General features: G+C 69.4%; 5 protein-coding genes and 1 pseudogene. All 6 read right to left on the bottom strand.

The annotated features are described in order from the left end of the window. Window positions 1-68 precede the first annotated feature (68 nt). The 6 genes and pseudogenes from ABII15_RS05755 to ABII15_RS05730 all read right to left on the bottom strand — a co-directional run bounded on the left by ABII15_RS05755 (window position 69) and on the right by ABII15_RS05730 (window position 17340). Window positions 69-5762, bottom strand: coding sequence for a DNA methyltransferase (locus ABII15_RS05755; protein ID WP_353941184.1), 5694 nt, complete (start codon window positions 5760-5762; stop codon window positions 69-71). Window positions 5763-5844: 82 nt separating this feature from the next. Further along, the gene (locus ABII15_RS05750; RefSeq protein ID WP_353941183.1) at window positions 5845-9108 is read right to left on the bottom strand and encodes a DEAD/DEAH box helicase; all 3264 of its coding nucleotides are present in this window, start codon (window positions 9106-9108) and stop codon (window positions 5845-5847) included. A gap of 209 nt (window positions 9109-9317) precedes the next feature. Next, window positions 9318-10679 carry a protein kinase gene (locus ABII15_RS05745; RefSeq protein WP_353941182.1) on the bottom strand — a complete coding sequence of 454 codons (1362 nt, stop codon included), beginning with the start codon at window positions 10677-10679 and terminating at the stop codon, window positions 9318-9320. Between the two features lie 365 nt (window positions 10680-11044). Next, window positions 11045-12466, bottom strand: a complete 1422-nt coding sequence (locus tag ABII15_RS05740) for a DUF6177 family protein (protein WP_353941181.1) — start codon at window positions 12464-12466, stop codon at window positions 11045-11047. Next, window positions 12463-16465: pseudogene (gene eccCa / locus ABII15_RS05735) on the bottom strand (type VII secretion protein EccCa). The gene ABII15_RS05740 and the pseudogene eccCa overlap by 4 nt, the downstream one beginning before the upstream one ends. Beyond that, the gene (locus tag ABII15_RS05730; RefSeq protein ID WP_353941180.1) at window positions 16462-17340 is read right to left on the bottom strand and encodes a MinD/ParA family protein; all 879 of its coding nucleotides are present in this window, start codon (window positions 17338-17340) and stop codon (window positions 16462-16464) included. The pseudogene eccCa and the gene ABII15_RS05730 overlap by 4 nt, the downstream one beginning before the upstream one ends. Between the last annotated feature and the right edge of the window lie 140 nt (window positions 17341-17480).

The raw sequence follows: 17480 nt of genomic DNA, 5'->3' as shown, positions 1-17480 counted from the left end.
CTGTTCTCCCGTGGAAACACCTACTGCTTAGAGGTGCGTGTGCCGTGTTTGCTGCTGTCCCGTCAACTTTACGAGGGGGCGCTGACATCCGTACCCCGGACCGGATCGCTGGTCGAGTTATCCGACGGTTTCGTCTGGCCTGGCTTCCAGCCGACGGCCGCCATACGACGGACGAACTCGGCGTGGGCGGCACGGAGCTCCTTGCGGCGGTCGGCCCGATAGAGCGGGTTGGTGTAGCCGGTGGGAACACCCGCGCCGTCCTCGGGGAAGCCCTGGCGGGCGCTCAGCTCCTTCCAGGCATCCTTGGGCTGCCCGTAGCCGTGGACCTGGTGGGCCTTGGCGATACGGCGCCCATCGGCGTCGAACCACATGTTCTCCTCGTACTGCTGGAGCACAGGGAACCGGGCGTCGTACATGGCGACGAGCTCTTCTGCGGTGATCCCGAGCCAGACGGCGACGAGCGCGTCGATCTCGACGAGGGCGGCGCGGCGGGCGAACTCGGTGCGGAGGGGGGTGGTGCGGGTCCAGGTGCGGCCGATGCCGGTGGTGAGGGCGGGGGTGGACTCGGGCCATTCGGTGGCGGCGGCCCAGGAGTCGTTCGCCCAGGCCGGATCGTGGAGGGACTCCCAGAGGGGGGCGTAGGCGTTGGTCTGGGCGTTTAGGCGGAGGGTGCGGAGGAGGAGGGCGGGGGCCAAGGGGTGGTCCGCGTCGAATCCCGGCATCGCTCGCGCGTCGGACACGTCTAGGTGCCCCCGGCCAGAACTACGCAGGGTGTAGTCGAGAGGCAGCGACGCGAAGAAGCCAGCGACGAGCACGGTCGACCGCTCATCGGGCATGGCACAGCTACGTACCGCGTGGACGTGGGTCGTGCCCGGCGGTACGAGTGCCGCGAACAGGCTGCGCTCAGTATTGGTGGCGATCATTTCTCGCCATACCACCCGGAAGAACTCCGAGCACGGCCGCGATGCGGCAGTCAGGAACAGTGCCTCCACCGCTCGATCCAGCTCACCGCCTTCCAGGTCAGGATCGGCTACACGCACGTCGGCCTCCGCTGCCTCGACAGCCGCCGGGTCGTCGTAGAGCTGGCTGAGACGGCCGTGGTCAACCCAGCGGTCCTGCTTCGCGGAGAAGCGGTGCTCGTCAGCGGCCCGCGAGTAGTTGGTACGAGGCACCGCGTCATCCGGCATGTTCCTGTGATCCCACGCCTCGTAGTCACGCATGCTCTTCGAGCCACCATGGGGCGGCTGCTTGTGCAGCGGCGTGCCGACGCTGATGAGCGGGCCCTGCAGGATGACTTCGCCCCAGGTCTCCGCTTGGCCAGGAGTCCATGCAATGTAGCCCGCCGTGCGGTCGTTCTTCTCGTCGAAACCGCGGCTGATGCGCGGCCCCAGTGCCCCGAGCCGGTGCGGCCAGCGGGCCAGTGCCGAAATGGCCGACTCCTCTGCACTGGTTACTGGATACAGGAGCTTCGCGCTCTCGGACGGACCGGCGTCCACCTCACCGGCCAGCTTCTGCCACGCTTCCAGCTTCTTCTGGTTCACGGTGACAATGCGTTTCCGGTGCGCTCGCGTGTCCCACTTCCCGTTGTGCTTGACCCCCGGAAGCGGTCCCTTGCCGTTGTGTCGCACGGACCCCAGGAGGACGTCGGGATGAAGGAGCCAGCTCATGTGCTGGAACCCGATCGTGCGCTCTCGCCCGTAAACGTTCACGCTGAAGTGGCTGCTGTTTCCCACTGGGTTGGCGAAGAGCAGCAGTTCGTTGGTGAAGTCCGCATGGAATCGCAGGTGCCGGTACGCCGCCTTTCGAAGTTCGGCTTCCTTCCCGCCGGTCAGGTGCGTCGAGGGGTGAACCAGGCCCGCGGTACCGCGTTCGCCCGTAGCCCGCCAGGCGGTCAGCATGAACCCCCGATAGAGATCCGGCTGTGTCCCCACCAGCTCCGGATACGTATCCGCCGATGCCAGGAATTCCGCTGTCGCCGCGTGTGTCGCCAGTTCCCCGAGAAACGCCTTACGCGGCTTCGCCTGCGCCATCAGCAGGGCCTTGCGCTCCGCCCACTCCTCGTTCGTCGGATGCTCCGACAGCTCGAACCACGGCTCGAACTCCGCGAGGGCTCCGCTCTCCTTCCACTCCTGCTTCACCCACGGCGGATTCCCCACCATGACATCGAACCCACCCCTTGCGAAGACATGCGCGAAGCTCAACTCCCAGTGGAAGAAGCCCCGTTCGCGAGCGATCCGCTGCACGACCTGGAACCACGGGAAGTAGTCCGCCAGGTTCGGCGCGTATGTCCAGGCCGACTGTCCGGTCATGAACGCGTCCAGTTCGTGCTCCTTCGCGTCCAGCTCCTCCAGGCTCTCCACCCCGCCGAACTCGACCAGCGCGGCCTGCCCGTTGCCGTCGCCCTCCTCGACGTCGATCCGCCCGACCACGGCCTCGGCGAACTCGATCCAGTCCTCCAGATTCCGCAACGGGACCCGTCGGTCGCCTGAGCCCTTCGGTTCCCGCGTGAGGTCCCGGCCGCTCTCGTTGTAGTCCGGCGCCGAGCCGTCCAGGAGCCCGATCTGTTCCAGCGGCCAGAACCACAGGGCGCACCAGGCGTCCATGACCTGCTTCAGCCGCCAGTACGGCGTGCCCGGCATGGTCAGCGCCTCGCGTACTGCGTCCCGGTCCATGGCGGGCCGGCGGGCCAACTCACCCTCAGCAGGCTTCTCCAGCCCCCATACGTCGACAGGTCTGGAAATTTCCCGTTCCGACAGCTCAAGGCGCAGCGTCACCAGGTCCCACAGGTACTCGACCCGCTGGGCGAGCCGTCCCAGACGTGTCGTCTGGGCGAGCTGGTGTCGCTTCTCGTCGCGCTCCTCCTGCTTCGCGGCCTGCTTCGCCGCCTGCAGTCCTCGCTTCCCGCTCCCTGAAGCACCGATCGCCAACTGTTCTGGTTCGGCCGGAAATCCGTCCAGTTTTCCCTGCTCACCTCGCGGGTCGAAGAAGTCGAACAGCGTCGCCCCCGCTTCGTCCGCTCGCCGCTCCTTCTCCAGTTGCTTCTCGGCCTCGGCCCGGGCGTCACGTTCCTTGGCAGGCTTGCGCTCGTCGCCCTTCGGCGCCCGGCGGATCGCGCCGCGCCACTTCTGCAGCCGCTCGATCAGCTCGGGGTCGAGCCAGTCCGCGACCTTGCCATCGACGAGTGCCCGTACTGTCTGGTCCTCCGCGCCCTTCTTCGGCTTGCGCAGAGAGACCTTCTCGCCGATCGACCCCCAGCCCAGGGCCGGCACCAGGAACTGGTGCACCGACTTGCCGGGGATCGCCGTCCCCATCGGCACGTCGGTTGGCTTCTGCAGGATGCGCGAGCTGAGCCAGCCGCCGTCCTTCAGGGTGTGCCCGGGGTAGACCCGGCGCACCGCCCCCACCAGCGAGTTGCCCCGATGCAGGTGCAGCCCGTACCAGGGAGCCCGCATCCCCGGGTACATGGTGTTGAGCCACAGTGACACCTCCGCCAGTTCGACAGCGGTGTCGTTGAGGTCGATGCCGTACGCGTTGTGCAGCGCGATGTATGCCTTCGCCTTCTGCAGTTCGCGCTGATACTCCTCCACGGGGACCTCGGTGCCGCGTTCGCGTTCGGCGAGCTTGAGGTACAGCGCGGCGATCTGGTTGACCGCCTCGTTGAGGAACGCCCCGGAGCCGAGGGCCGGTTCGCACACCCGCCACTTCAGGACCTCGGCCGCGGTCACGCCGGACTCGGCCAAGAGGCCAGGGTCGGCTTTGTCCAGGTGCTTGGGGTCGATCCGCCCCTCCTCGTCCAGGCGGAAGCGCAGCGTCTGCTCGACGGTCGCCTGAGTCAGTGACTCCGGGGTGTAGTAGGAGGCACTGGTCTGCCGGTCGCGGCCGGCCAAGCGGTACACGTACGAACCCACCGGATACGGTTCGGCCTTGGGCTCGCCGGTCTCCGCGTCACGTCCGGTCTTCACGAAGACCGAGTCGCCCGGGCTGTCGGGGTAGCGGCCGGAGCGGACCTGGTCGGTGTCGATCAGCCACGAACCGTCCTTGGGATCGCCGCCCTTCGCCACCTCGTACAACGGCTTCTCGGCGATGAACCCGGTGTACGACATCAGCCGCTCGTACACCGAACCGAGGTGGTTGATGCTGAGGTTGGCGTAACTGATGAAGCCACCGCGGCCCTTGGGCCCCTGGCCCTCGGTGAGGGTGAGACGGCGCAGCACCTTGTGCAGGACGGCGTTGCGCAGGCGCAGGTCCAAGTGGGCCGGTGCGGGTGAGCCGTCGGCGAGAGTCGGGTAGGGATAGTCGACGCGGCGGCCGACGAGCCTTATTGACTCTGGGTCGAAGAGCTTGGAGCGCAAGGCCTCGATGCGGACACCTTCGCCACCGTCGTCCTTCACCAGGACCGCTGCCTCCGAGGCGAACGCGCGCGCCGCGGCGATCTCGTCGCGGCTGCGGACCGTATCGGCGACCGGGTGACCGGTGAAGACCTTCTCGAAGAGCAGCGCGAGGGACTCGTGGAAGTGGTAGCCGTTGCGCGAGCTGGTCGGCAGTTTCTCGCGGACGGCGAGTTCACGCAGGCGGGCGACGCTGTAGCCGGTGGCGTACTCCTCGCCCTTGACCGGGAGGATCTCCAGTTCGGGGCGGGCTTCGGCATACAGGAGGAAGAGGATGCGGTAGAGGTAGCGCAGGGCCTCGGTGGTGAGGACGCGAGGCAGGTCGCCTCGCTCCTTGAGGACGTCGGGCAGCCATTCCTGGAGGTCCTCGGGACGGACCTCCTGATCGTGGGCGCGCTGGAGGATCTCGTTGGCGATGAGCTGGACGGCTTCCTGCAGTCCGGCCCGCAGGTCCTTCGTGACACCTTCGGAGTGGTCCCGGGACTGGGTGAGCAGCCGGGTCATGTCGTCCCCGCCGTCCTCGCGCGGGCGCAGGGAGGGCGCGCCGAACAGCCAGGCGGTGACGTCGATCTCGCTGGCGGTCTGCGTCTTGGCACCCTTGCGCGGCAGGACGGTGTCCAGGTTGACGGCCAGGTGGCGGCCCCGCGCGAAGTCGTCCTGGGCGGCGAGGACCATGATGCCGCCGAAGAGCAGGACGGCGTACTTCGGGGCGTCGTCGCAGGAGAGCAGCCAGGCCGCGAGGTCGGTGACGGTCCGCAGGGTCTTGGCCGGGCCCACCTTCACCGGTACGGGCAGCCGGTTGGCGTGGCCTTCGCCGGTGGCCTGGTCGAGCTTGTCGGCGAAGCCGCCGGTGAGGACCACGATGCCCGGCTCACTGTGCGCCACCGGGACGGCGACAGGGCCTGCCGTGCCGTAGAGCGTGAGATGACCGGGAGCCGGGTCGAAACCGAGCGCGGTGAGGATCTTGCGGTGCCAGGTGTCGAGGGCTGAGCGCCACTCCTCCTCGAGAGTTCGGGGCGTGTCCGGCGCCCCGGAGCCTGCCTCCATCGCTGCGCCGGTCCGGGCCAGCGGGAGGAACACGGGGAGTTCACCGCCCGCAACGTCAGCCAGCATGTCGGTCGCAGCCTGCTGCGCGGCGACTCCTTGTGCGTCGCTCAACTCGGCGTACTTCTCCGCACCGACGGCGAGCCGGTCGCGGGCCTCGAAGTACGGGCCACTGAGATTGCGCAGTCCCTGCCGGGGAGTGTGCTCGCCCCGCCGCTCGGCGGCCGACCAGCGCTTGAGCGGGCCGTCCTTCAGCTCCTTCGGCAGGATCTCGTCCAGGTAGAAGGAGGGAAAGTACTGGCCCGCGTTGACCAGGGAGTCGAACGTCACGCCTGCTGCTCCTGCCGGGGTTCGTCACTGTGGGAGGCCCTGTGCCGCTGGCTCAGGGCGGGGGAGGGAAGGGATCGGGGGATCATGAGCTCGGCTCCAGTACGGCCAGAACGCGGATCATCGGATCGCCGGTGGTGCGCAGCCGCTCGGCAGTCTCCCGCAGCAGGTCGGCCTCGGTGGCGCGGTGCTCGCGGCTGCTGCCCATGCCCGGCAGTTCTTCCTGACGCCACTGCTCGACCTCTGTCTCGTACGTACGCAGCGGCGCGTCCACGCGCGCGTCGGCCACGACCCGCAGACTGCCCATGGCCTGCCGGGTGGCCTCGACAGCTGCCGGGACCAGCGACTGGAGGGCTGTGGGGTCACTGGGGCCGAAGTGGTCGTCCATCGGCTTGTCCGGGTCGATGCCGAGCTCGGCCAGGGAGACCAGGTCCGGGTCGGCGGCTTGTTCCTGGTCTTGTGTCTCGCGGATGAGGTGGCGGACGCGGGGTGTGTCACCGCTCAGACGGTCTACGGCGAGCCAGCCGACAGCCGTCGGCCGTCCCTCGGCGTTGGACCACACTCCCTGCATGAGGAACACCGGTTCCGGAACCCGTTCGCGGTCCACCTGGAGCACGAGCGCCTGGCGGCGGCCGAACTGCACCAGCACCTTGTCGGTGATCCACTCGATGACCGGGTGCAGCTCACCCACGTAGTGGACGTCCGGCCACAGTGACATCGAACCCTTGGACTCTCGCGCCCGCTTGAGCGCGTCGGCGCCGTTCTCACGGCTGAAGGTGAGCTTCATCCGTGCGGTGATGTTCTGTTCGCGCAGGTACCCCGGCGGTAGCACGTCAAGCCGGTCCGCGAGGTCCTCGGGCGTGCGGAAGGACAGGTCCTCACCGTCGACCGCGGTATCCAGGCGGAACGCCTCGACGTCCGCCAGTTCGTCCAGGCCCGCCATCACGTAGGAGGAGCGGTCGGGGAAGAGGCGCAGTTCGCGGTGGAGGGGGATGGGGCCGGTGTCGGCGTCGTCCGTGGTGGGGGGTGCGGCGTCGTCGCTTCCCTCACCTGTGTGCTCGCTTTGATGCCGCGCGGTCGATGTCGACGGAGTGTCGAGCTCGTCCAGCAAGTCGCCATAGTCGTCCTGCGGGGTGAAATCGTCGAAGTCCCCTTCGCCGAGGCCGTCGAACCCGCCGAAGTCGCCTTCGCTCTCCCCGAATCCGTATCCCGGGCCGTCCGTCCCGAACTCGCCGTACAGCCGCTGTTCGACCGGCCTATCCGCTGTCCAGCCGGACTCGGAGTCGAGTGCCTCCGGGGCGGTTTCCAGAGCGGCGACCGCCTGCTCCGGGGCCTCGCCCTGGAACAGCGCCTCCATCAGGCGTTTCTCCTCCAGCTCCCAGTCGTTCTCGACCGTCGCGGCCTCCACCGCACCGAGAATCGAGTGCACCTTGTGCTCGCGGGCCAACACCTTCTCGGCGACGGTGGTGTCGTCCAGCGCGCCGGGCGAGGCCGTGGTCAGCAGCATGGCCCGGAACTCGGGCTTGTGGACCTGCCCGTAGCGGTCGATGCGGCCGTTGCGCTGCTCGACGCGGATCAGGCTCCACGGCAGGTCCCAGTGGAGGAGGTGGTGGCACTGTCGGTGCAGGTTCACGCCCTCGGAGGCGCCGTCGCCGGTCAGCAGGACCCGTACGTCGGTGCCCGCTCGCGCGAACTCGTCCACCAATTCCTGCTGTTGGGCGTCGGACGCCGAGCCACTGAACATCGTCCGTACCGCAGCCGTCGCGTCCTTGTCGTTCTTCCAGCCGAGCAGCGGCGGGAGTACCCGGCCCAGCCATTTCAGCGTCTCGTGCCGCTCGGAAAACACCACGGCCCGGGTCGGGCTCCCGGCCCGCACGCCGATCCGGCGCAGTTCCGCGACCAGCCCCGCCAGCTTGGAGGCCGTCGACGGCCCTGCGGGCGAGTCCAGCTCGTCGAGCGTCGCCCGTTCGATCGCCCGGGCCAGGTCGGCAAGGCGCAGCAACGAGGCCACCTCGCCCACCGCACCCTGGGTGCCGGTGTCCGGGCCGTCGATCTTATCCTGTCCCTTGGGTAGCTTCGTACCGTGCTCGGTGAGCCGGCTTCGTACTGTGGCGAAGAGCGCACGATGCGAGGAGAGGAACGATTTCAGCAGAACGTACGGGAACAGGTGGTCCGAGCCCTTGCCGCGCTTCCGTACCGCGGTGCCGTCCGCCAGAGCCGCCGCGCCGTCCTTCGCCTGCTCGCCGCCGAGCCACTGTTCGGCGATCTCGGCGAAGACCTGCTCCTCCAGCCCGCTTGCCGCGCAGCGCACCGGGAAGGAGTCGCCGCGAGGCGCCCAATGGTCGGCGAGTTGTTCCTTGACCTCGCGGCTGGCCTTGGTGCGGCGCAGCATGACATGCCGCAGCTCCTCGGCCTTGGGCTTCTTCGGGTCCTTGACCGCCATCGGGTCCAGGAGCCGGATGAGTCCGGTGAACGCGGGCATGTCGCCGTTGTGCGGAGTGGCGCTCGCCAGGATCAGGGCGTCGGTCTGCCGGGAGAGTAGTTCGGCGACGCGACGCCGGTCCGTTCCCTTGTTGATCAGGTTGTGCGACTCGTCGATGACGACGGCGTCCCAACGGACGTCCTTGAGCCATTTCTCGTAGCGGCTTCGGTTACGCAGCATGTCGATGGAGACGATGACGCGCTGGTAGTACGTGAACGGGTTGCGGCCCGCGGGGACCTTCCGCTCGATGCGGGCGATGCCGGCGCTGTCCAAGCGCACCAGGGGGATGGAGAACCGGGTCCACATCTCGTGCTGGAACTGCTCCAGGACGGCGGCCGGTGTTACCACCATGATGCGTTCCCCGCGCCCGCGCCGGATCAGCTCGCCGAGCAGCGCACCGATCTCGAGCGTCTTGCCGAGACCGACGACGTCTCCGATGAGCAGACGCGGCCGCAGCGGGTTGGCCAGGGCTTTCGCCGCTGGGCGCAGCTGGTAGTCCATGCGGTCGAGGAGGTAGCCGTCGGTGACGGCGAGTCCGCGCTCGCCCTGGGCAAGCGGTGTCTTGCGCAGCACCGCCTCCAAGAGGAGCCGACCGCGCCGGAACCCTGGGGAGGGGTCGGCGACCAGCTCCGTGTCCTCGGGACGCAGCACTTTGGGGCGGTCCAGGGAGCTGAGGAAAACCGCCTCGTGCCCTCTGACCAGCTCGGACGCGCCGACCGCCTTGATCAGAAACTCCTCGGGCCGGACCTCGCGGCTCTTACGGACCAGCCACTCCTCGTCACGGACCTCGATCACCGTCCCGGCCGGCGGGGGGCCGTCGGCGAGGTCGACGGAGCGGTGCGGCGGCTCGCCGGTGGCGTCAGGCATGGGAGCGCTGTTCCTTTCGGACGGGGTGTGGCGAACAGGCGGTCCGGGCCCCGTACGGTGCGTGGTGTGTGGGTATCGAAGCCTATGACCGGTGAGGGGCGGAAGGCACGTACGGTGGCGCGATCCGAGACGTAGGGCCTACCGAGGGCGGGCCGTTGGTCCCGTGCGTGCAACGGGTCGATGGTCGGGGCGGCGTGACTGCTCCTGTGTCACAGACTCTCGCGGTGTGCGTATGCGCGACGCAGGCGTTCGGCGACCTTCTGCGCAGGACGCGGCCCGGGACGGGCGGAGACCGGACGCCGGTTCGCGTCTGCCTTCGCCGGTGGTGGCGTCGAGAGAGGGGGCACGGGAGGGACCGGGAGACCCTTCCCGCCCTCGGAGTCGGCAGTCTGTGTGGTGAGCAACTTCGTCGGCGCGGGCTGCGGCAGCGGAGCCGTCGTTGAGTCGCCCTGGTCGGGGACGGTCGGGGTGTAGGGCGCGGGCCGGTCGGGGGCCTCTCCGGCCCCGTGCGGCAGGAAGTCGGCATCCTCTGCGTCCGGGGACAGCTCGTCGAAGAGGTTGTCGTCAAGCCACGGGGCGTCCGGTGCCGCACCGCGGTCGACCGCGCGCTGGGCCTGCTCGTGGACTTCCGGATCGGGTCCTTCGGACAGCGCCTGGTCCGGAAGTTTCGGAGTGAGACCTGCCGCCGCTGCGACCTCCGCGAGCTGCTGGGCCGCCTCCTCGTACGACAGGCTGTGCATCGCCAACAGCGTATAGAGGTCCGCGCGCACTTCGGACAAATCGGGACGCTTGGCCTCGACCGGAGCGAACAACTTCGAGAGCAAGGGCAGGAACTCGGCAGGCACCCCCTTCCAGTCGGGCGGCATCGGCATGGGGGCCCCGGGATATGGGGTCCTGCCAGTCGCGGTGAAGAAGAGCGTGGAGCCGATCGCGTACACGTCGGCGGACGCCTTCACATGCTTGGCGTCCTTGTACTGCTCCCACGGCATGAAGGCCGGGGTTCCCAGGGCCCACCCCGTTTTGGTCAGCGCGTTGCTGAAATCCTGCCGCTCCGCGAGCACTGCGAGGCCGAAGTCCAGCACCACGGGCCCGAGTGGCCCAAGCACCACGTTGCCCGGCTTCAGGTCGCGGTGCAGGAGGTCCGCGCCGTGCACCGACTCCAGCGCCTCCACCAGGCCGAGTCCGAGCGCGACCCACGGCCCGACATCCGTGATGCAGCCGCTCTTCTTGACCTGGCTGTCAAGGGACGGGCCAGGGATGTACTCCATGGCGAGCCACGGTTCGGCGGCCTCTGGAGAGGCCCCGAGAAAAGCCGGAATCCGGGGGCCGACCACGGTGCGGATCGCGTCCACCTCGGCGACGAACCGGGCCCGGGTCCGCTCCACCTTCTCCGCGTCCTCGTCAGCCAGCAGCTGGGGCCGGATGGTCTTGAGCACCGCCAGGGCGTTCTCACCGGTGGTGGCATCGTCCGGATCAGCTATCCGGTACGCGGACTCCCAGGAGCGATCCCAGCCCTCCAGGACAAGGCGTCGTGCCAGGTAGGCACGGCCCATGCCGCCCTCGCCCAGCACGGCCAGTGTCTCGAACGGCCCTCGGACCCGGGGGTCGCACTCGTAGTCCAATGGCTCCATCGGCGCTCTCGTACCCCCGGTGAAACGAACGGATGCTTACGGCTGCGGCCAGAGAGCGACGGTTCCTCGCCTTCGGCCGGGAGTGACGTGGTCCATCGGAGACCCCACTCGGCCGTGCAGCTCGGGGATCAGTTTACGGGGCTTGCTCCCTGGGGGCGGCAGGGTCGGACGAGAATGTATCGGCCAATGGCCACGGCAATACTGGTCTCCCTGTCGTCCGACTTTGCGACAGCCGTCGACAGCGGAAGCGAACGAGGGGCTGTGAACGACAGGTGTTTGCGGCGTATGCATCCGCCAGGGCCACCCTAATGGGTTGCGGATGACGGTCTCTTGAGGTGCGCGACCAGGTGCTGGAGCGAGTTCCAGGCGCCGTGATCCGTACCGTTGCCGAGGAGGTAGTGCAGGGCGGGTCGTGCGGCGGCGCCGAGCTGTGCCGGTGTGACCGCGACTGGGGGCCGACGAGCGTACGCGAGCCCGATGGCCTGGACCTCTTGGGCGCCGAGGGTGAAGGCGACCGGGATCGGTGGGGCTTCCAGACTGGCGGGGAGCGTCAAGTCGGAGCGGCCTGCGCGTAGCGTAGTAAGCATGGTGGTCAGACTGTGTGCGGCTACCATCTCGGCGGCCAGCGGCTCGATCGCGTCCAGCAGTACGGGAACTTCGGCCCCGTAGCCGACCGTGAGGGTGGTGTCCTCGGTGACACCCACTGCGGTGCGGGTGGTGCGGTGGGTGGCGATGGCCGGTCGGTCGGGGGTGCCGATCGCGATGGTGTGGGTGGGGTCCGGGGCTCGGTCGCGGGCGAGGGCGGTCAATTGGCGTGGAGACCAGGGGAGGTTTGCGGGTTCGGCGGTGCCCCATCCGGTGGGTGGCGTACCGGTCAGGTGGCGCCAGGCCGTTTCGAGAGCCGCGCCGAGGGCCAGGTCCGCGTCGGGCGTGTGGAGTGTGCGGAAGGCCACCGTGAGCTGGCGTTCGGTTGTGGTTGCGGCTCCGGTCGTGAAGGCGTCGGCGACCGTGCCGTCGCCTGCGGGTGTGAACGTGCCGCCCTGCCAGGTGAGTTGGGCTCCGGAGAGGCCGTCGTAGTAGCCGCCTTGTGGGTTCTGGATCACCCAGCGGTTGGGTGCGCCGCCCAAGGCCTGGCGTAGAGGCAGGGTCAGGCGGACGTGTGGGGGTGTGACGATGTGCAGGGCGCGGTTGGCTGCCGTGGTGATGCGCAGGATGTCGGAGAGCCAGGTGGTCAGGCCCAGGACCGGACGGTCGGCGAGGACGACGGCGGTGGAGTCGGTCAGGACGTCGACGATGGGCAGTGCACCGGTCGAGGCGGGCGCCGCGGTGACCTCTTCGTGTGGTGCAGCCGTGTTCACGACGGCCGTGCTCTTCTCCCCGGGCGGCCAGGTGATGCCGCCGAGGAGCAATGTCAGGCGTGCGCTGATCGAGGCGGCGAGGTGTTCGGCTTCGGGTATGGCGGAGGAGGCGCGGATCTCGATCCACCAGAACGGGGGCTCGGGGGAGCCGGGTTGAGGGCCGAGGAGGCGTTCGGCTTCCCCGGGGGTGTGGATGAGGAGGGGTGCTTCGACGGAGACCAGGGGGCGTCCTGCGGCGGTGCACAGGTGGATGACCGCGCCGTCGTCGGTGGTGCTCAGGGTGAGGTCGGGACCGCCGGCGTGCAGGGCCGCGAGGAGGGCCGACGTGTCGGGCATCTTCGGGGTGAGGGCGATGATGTCCTTGGTCACGCCGGACTCTCCTGGGATGCGGGGTCGGCAGCGAGCGCGGTCTGGATGAGCTGGTGGCGTCGTCCTCGGCGGGCCAAGGTGCCACGGCCAGGCGGTTGTGCGGTGGCGTACAGGCCGGGCAGGAGTTGGCCTTCGCCGCGGTCACCTGTCATGACGAGGGAGGTTGCTCCGGTCTCGCGCAGGGTGGTCAGGAACGGCTCGTACAGGGCCCGGGAGGAGCCGGCGACGCGGCGGGTGACCACGAAGTGCAGGCCGATGTCTTGGGCCGAGGAGATGTAGGGCAGGAACGGGTCCAGGGGCTGCTGGCCTGCGGCGGTGAGGATGTCGTAGTCGTCGACGAGGATCACGATCCGCGGGCCGGTGAAGGCGGGTTCGTCGCCGACCGCGTCCGGGTCGGCGGTTTCGGGCAGGCGCTTTTCCAGCTCGGTCGCGATGCCGGTCGCCAGGGCGTTGGCCAGCTTGCCGTTATGGGCGTAGCCGCCGCGGTAAGGCTCTGGGATGACACCGCGCAGCCCGCGGCGCGGATCGAAGATGCCGAAGACCAGCTCGTCCTCGCCGTAACGGTCCACGAGGGAGCGGGAGATCAGTTTGAGGAGGTTCGTCTTGCCGCACTCGCTGTCGCCCAGGATCAGCAGGTGCTGGTCCGCTCCGAACAGATCCAGGACGGTGGGGGAGAGGGTGTCCTGGTCGATGCCGATCGGGACCGCGTGCGGTGCGGCGGTGGAGGAAGGCAGGCGCTGGGCGGGCAGGTGGGTGGGCAACACGCGCACCGGGGCGGCGAGTTCACCGTGCCAGGTGGCGCGGATAGTGCGGGCGGCGTCGTCCAAGGCCGGGCCGAGATCCGTGGTTGCGGACTGCGCGTCGATGCGGGGCAGCGCCACGTGCGCGAAGAGCTTGTCATGTAGGAGGGCGCGCCCCGGAGTGTCGGCGGTGAGGGTCTCGGAGAGTTTGCGGTCAATGGAGGAGTCGGCGGGGTCGTTGAGGCGCAGTTCGATGCGGCTGCCGAACATCGACTGGGTGGCGATGCGGACGTCGTTCCAGCGCAGCATGCCCGTCACGATGTGGATGCCGTAGCCGCTGCCGCGCTTGAGGAGGTCGGCCACGTCGTCGTCGAGGTGGGCGAACTCGTCGCGCAGCGCACCGATTCCGTCGATGAGCAGCACCACGTCGGTGGCGCCCAGCTGGGGCAGTTCGCCCTTGGCGCGCAGGGTGCGGAGTTGGTCGATGGAATCGATGCCGTGTTCGCGGAAGACCTGCTCGCGTTCGGTGAGCATGGTGCGGACTTCGGCGATGGTGCGGGCGGCGCGTTCACTCTCGGCGCGGCCGGCGATGCCGCCGACATGCGGCAGTCCAGCGAGCGCGGACAGGCCGCCGCCGGCCAGGTCCAGGCCGTAGAGGGCGACGTCGCGTGGGGTGTGGGTCAGTGCGAGGGACAGTGCCAGGGTGCGCAGCAGGGTCGTCTTGCCTGAGGCCGGGCCGCCGATGACGGCGGTGTGCCCGCCCGCCACGTTCAGGTCGTGCACCCAGGGCCCCTGCCGCTGGGTGGCCGGGTCGTCGAGGATGCCGAGCGGCACTTGCAACGGGCCCTGAGGGTGGGGGAGTCGGAGCCCATCGGACGAGGCCTGGACGGGGCCTGCCGCCATGTCGAGGGCCATGGCCTCGGGGAGCGGCGGCAGCCAGATGCGGCGCACCGGCTCGGCGGCGTCGGTGAGTCGGCTGATCGCCGTCGACAGGACGGTGGGACCCGTCTCGCGAGGTACTGGTACCGCGTCGTCCGCCACGGGCTCTTGCACTGCGGCGGAGGTGTTGTAGGCCGGGTAGGGCCAGGCGAGCGGCTCGTCATCGGCCGCGCTCTCGCGCAGCGCGGGCCCGTTGTACAGGCCGGAGACGTAGCCCGCCTTGAACCGGGTGTAGGTGGAGGTGTCGACCTTCAAATAGCCGAAGCCGGGCAGCGGCGGCAGCTGGAAGGCGTCCGTGGTCTCCAGGACCGTACGCGACTCATCCGCGGAGAAGGTGCGCAGCCCCAGCCGGTAGGACAGATATGTCTCCAGGCCCTTGAGCTTGCCGCCCTCGATGCGCTGGCTGGACAGCAGCAGATGCACACCGATGGATCGGCCGATGCGGCCGATGGACAGGAACAGGTCGATGAAGTCCGGTTTCGCCGTGATGAGTTCACCGAATTCGTCGATGACGACGAAGAGGTGGGGGAGGGGTTCGAGGTCGGGGCGTTCGCCGGCGCGCAGGGCGCGGTAGTGGCCGATGTCGGCGATGTTGCCCGCGTCCTTCAGTACCTGCTGGCGGCGTTTGATCTCGCCAGCCAGTGAGGTGTGGACGCGTTCGACGAGGCCGGCCTGGTTCTCCAGGTTGGTGATGACGCCGGCGACGTGCGGCAGGCCGGTGAACGGGGCGAAGGTGGCGCCGCCCTTGTAGTCGACCAGCACCATCGCCAGGTCGTCCGGAGCATGCGTGGTGACCAGGGCGAGGACGAGGGTGCGCAGCAGTTCGCTCTTGCCGGAGCCGGTCGCGCCGACGCACAACCCGTGCGGGCCCATGCCGAGTTCAGAGGATTCCTTCAGGTCGAGCAGGACCGGCTGGTGGCGGTCGTCGACACCGATGGGGACGCGCAGGAAGTCGCGGTCGCCGCGGGGCGCCCAGTGACGGGGCAGGTCGAGGGCGGTCAGGTCGTCGATGCCCAAGAGTTGAGTGAAGTCGACGGGCCCGGATACCGGGGTGCCCTCGGCGGCCGATTCGGCGGACAGCCGCAGCGGGGCCAGGGCGCGGGCGAGGCCTTCGGCGGCGAAGAGCGGCGCGTCGTCGGACACCCCGGTGGCGCGGATGATGGTCTGCTGCCGCAGATCTTCCACGGTGATCCGGTCCGCGTCGACGGTGATCCGGACGGTGACGTGGTCGGGTTCGTGGATCTGTTCGGCCAGCAGGTGCACCATTGTTACGCCCATCGCGTCCAGGGCGACGGCGGCGTCAGGCCGGGGCAGGTCGACGGCGTTCTCGCCGTAGGTGTCGCTGACCACGAGGAGCCGGTCGGCCAGATCGAGTGCCTTCTGGTCGGACAGGCCTCGGCGCACCTCCGCCGCGTACGAGGCACGGCGCTTGAGGTCTGTGCCGATCACCTGGGCGAGTTGCGTCAGGTCGGGGGCGATCCGGCGGGCGGCCACCGGCTGGCCGGTGGACTGCGGATCGAGGACGTGCGGGAGCCATTTGACCCACTCCCACTCCTCCATCCGCTCCCCGGGTGTGGCCAGCGCGAGGGCCATGTCGTCCGGGGCGTGCGTCGTGCAGGCCTGCATCAGCAGGGCACGGGCCACCCGCAGGACGCCGTCTCGGTCGCCGACGACGCTGACGTTGCCCATCCGGTCCAGCGGCACGAGCAGCGGGTGATCAGGGGTGTGGGCGAAGCGCGCCTGCACCGCGCGGGCCTCGTTCAGCATGAAGGGATCCGGCGGCGTCATCACGCCCCCCGCCCGTGTTCTGTCCGATCGCCAGCTCCTGCACGGGGACATCACCGACGCCTGCCCGCACCTGAAGGAAGTCGCTGTCCGTACGCCGCCGCTCCCACACCCGCGCCGGATCGCGCAGCACGTCATACAGGGCGGCCGGAGCCGGATGCAGGACGCGGGCGGCCTGGCGTCGGGCGCGCTCCGTCTCGCCCAACTCGGTGCGCAGTTCCTCCAGATACTCCAGATATCGCTCGCGCTGCACGCGCCGCTGGCGTTGCGCCTTCCCGCGCTGCGACAGGAACAGCGCGACCGCGCCGAGCAGCGCGATGATCAAGACGACGGCGCCCAGGCCGGCGAACTGGCTGGATCGGATCACGGTCATCATGACGACCGAGCTGGCTACACCGGCCATCGGCAGCAGGGCGGTGGCCGGGCTGCCCGTCTTGCCCTCGGGCAGGTTCGGCGGCGGCTCGATGGTGCGGGCCTCGACGGGAGGCAGCGGACGGGTGGACCGGGCCGGGCGGTGGATCAAGTGCTGGGTCACCGGACGCGCACCGCCCGCTGCAGGGCTTCGGCGGTCAGTTCGGTGGCTGCGCGCCTGGTGGTCTCGCCGAGCTTGTCGGTGCGGATGGGGCCGCCGCCGGACAGATGCCGGTCGTAGGGCAGGGAGACGACGGTGACGCCGGTCTCGCGGAGGTGGGCCATGGCCGCCTTCAGCTCCAGGGACGGATCGTTGCTGGTCGTGGTGAGCGCCACGACGGTGGAGGCGAGCGCGGCGTGCGGCAGCTGGGCGAGCCAGTCCAGCACGATGCGGGTGGCGTTGACGCCCTCGGCTGTACGCGGGGCGACCACCACCCGCGCGTGGGCGGTGTCCATCGCGGTACGGGCCACCTCACCGGGCAGCGACTCGCAGTCCACAACCGTGACGGCGAAGTAGCGGCGCAGCGCGAGCGTGACCGTGCGGTAGGTGGGGATGTCCAATGGTGGGCTGAGCCGGCCATTGCCTGCGGGCAGCAGCCAACCCCCATCCGATACGGGCACCAAGTAGCCGGTGATGTCCGTCAGTTGCATCGACGGGGTGAGGATGTGCGCGAGGTCGGTGCACGACCAGCGCACTGACTCCGCGCCCAGGCGCACCGGTAGAGTGCCCAACGCGGAGTCCGCCTCCAGGGCCAGTACCGGGTCGTGCCGGTAGTGATTCAGGGTGCGCGCGAGCAGCGCCGCCGTGGTGGTCTTGCCCACGCCGCCGCGGATCGAGGTCACCGCGATCACCCGGCCCGTGGTCACCGGCTGCTGCAGTGCCTGGGCGAGGCGGGACTCCTCGGTGACGTCGCGAGCGGCGGACGAGGCCAGCTTGCGCAGACTGCGTCCGGTGCGTCGGGCCACCGAGTCGCCGTGCTGCGGAGAGCCGAGTGCCATCGCGAGGCGCGGGTCCAGCGTGGGTACCGACTCGGGCGTCTGGGTCGGCAACCGGGCCTGGCCGGACGGACGTACCGCAGGAGTCGGTGAGACGGGCTGGGACGGCGGATGCGGGTGCGGTGGGACGGGGTGAGCTGAGG

This window comes from Streptomyces sp. HUAS MG91 (assembly GCF_040529335.1).
GTDB lineage: Bacteria > Actinomycetota > Actinomycetes > Streptomycetales > Streptomycetaceae > Streptomyces > Streptomyces tabacisoli.
The sequence above is the reverse complement of the archived record's forward strand: the minus strand, read 5'-3'. Positions and strand labels throughout refer to the sequence as shown.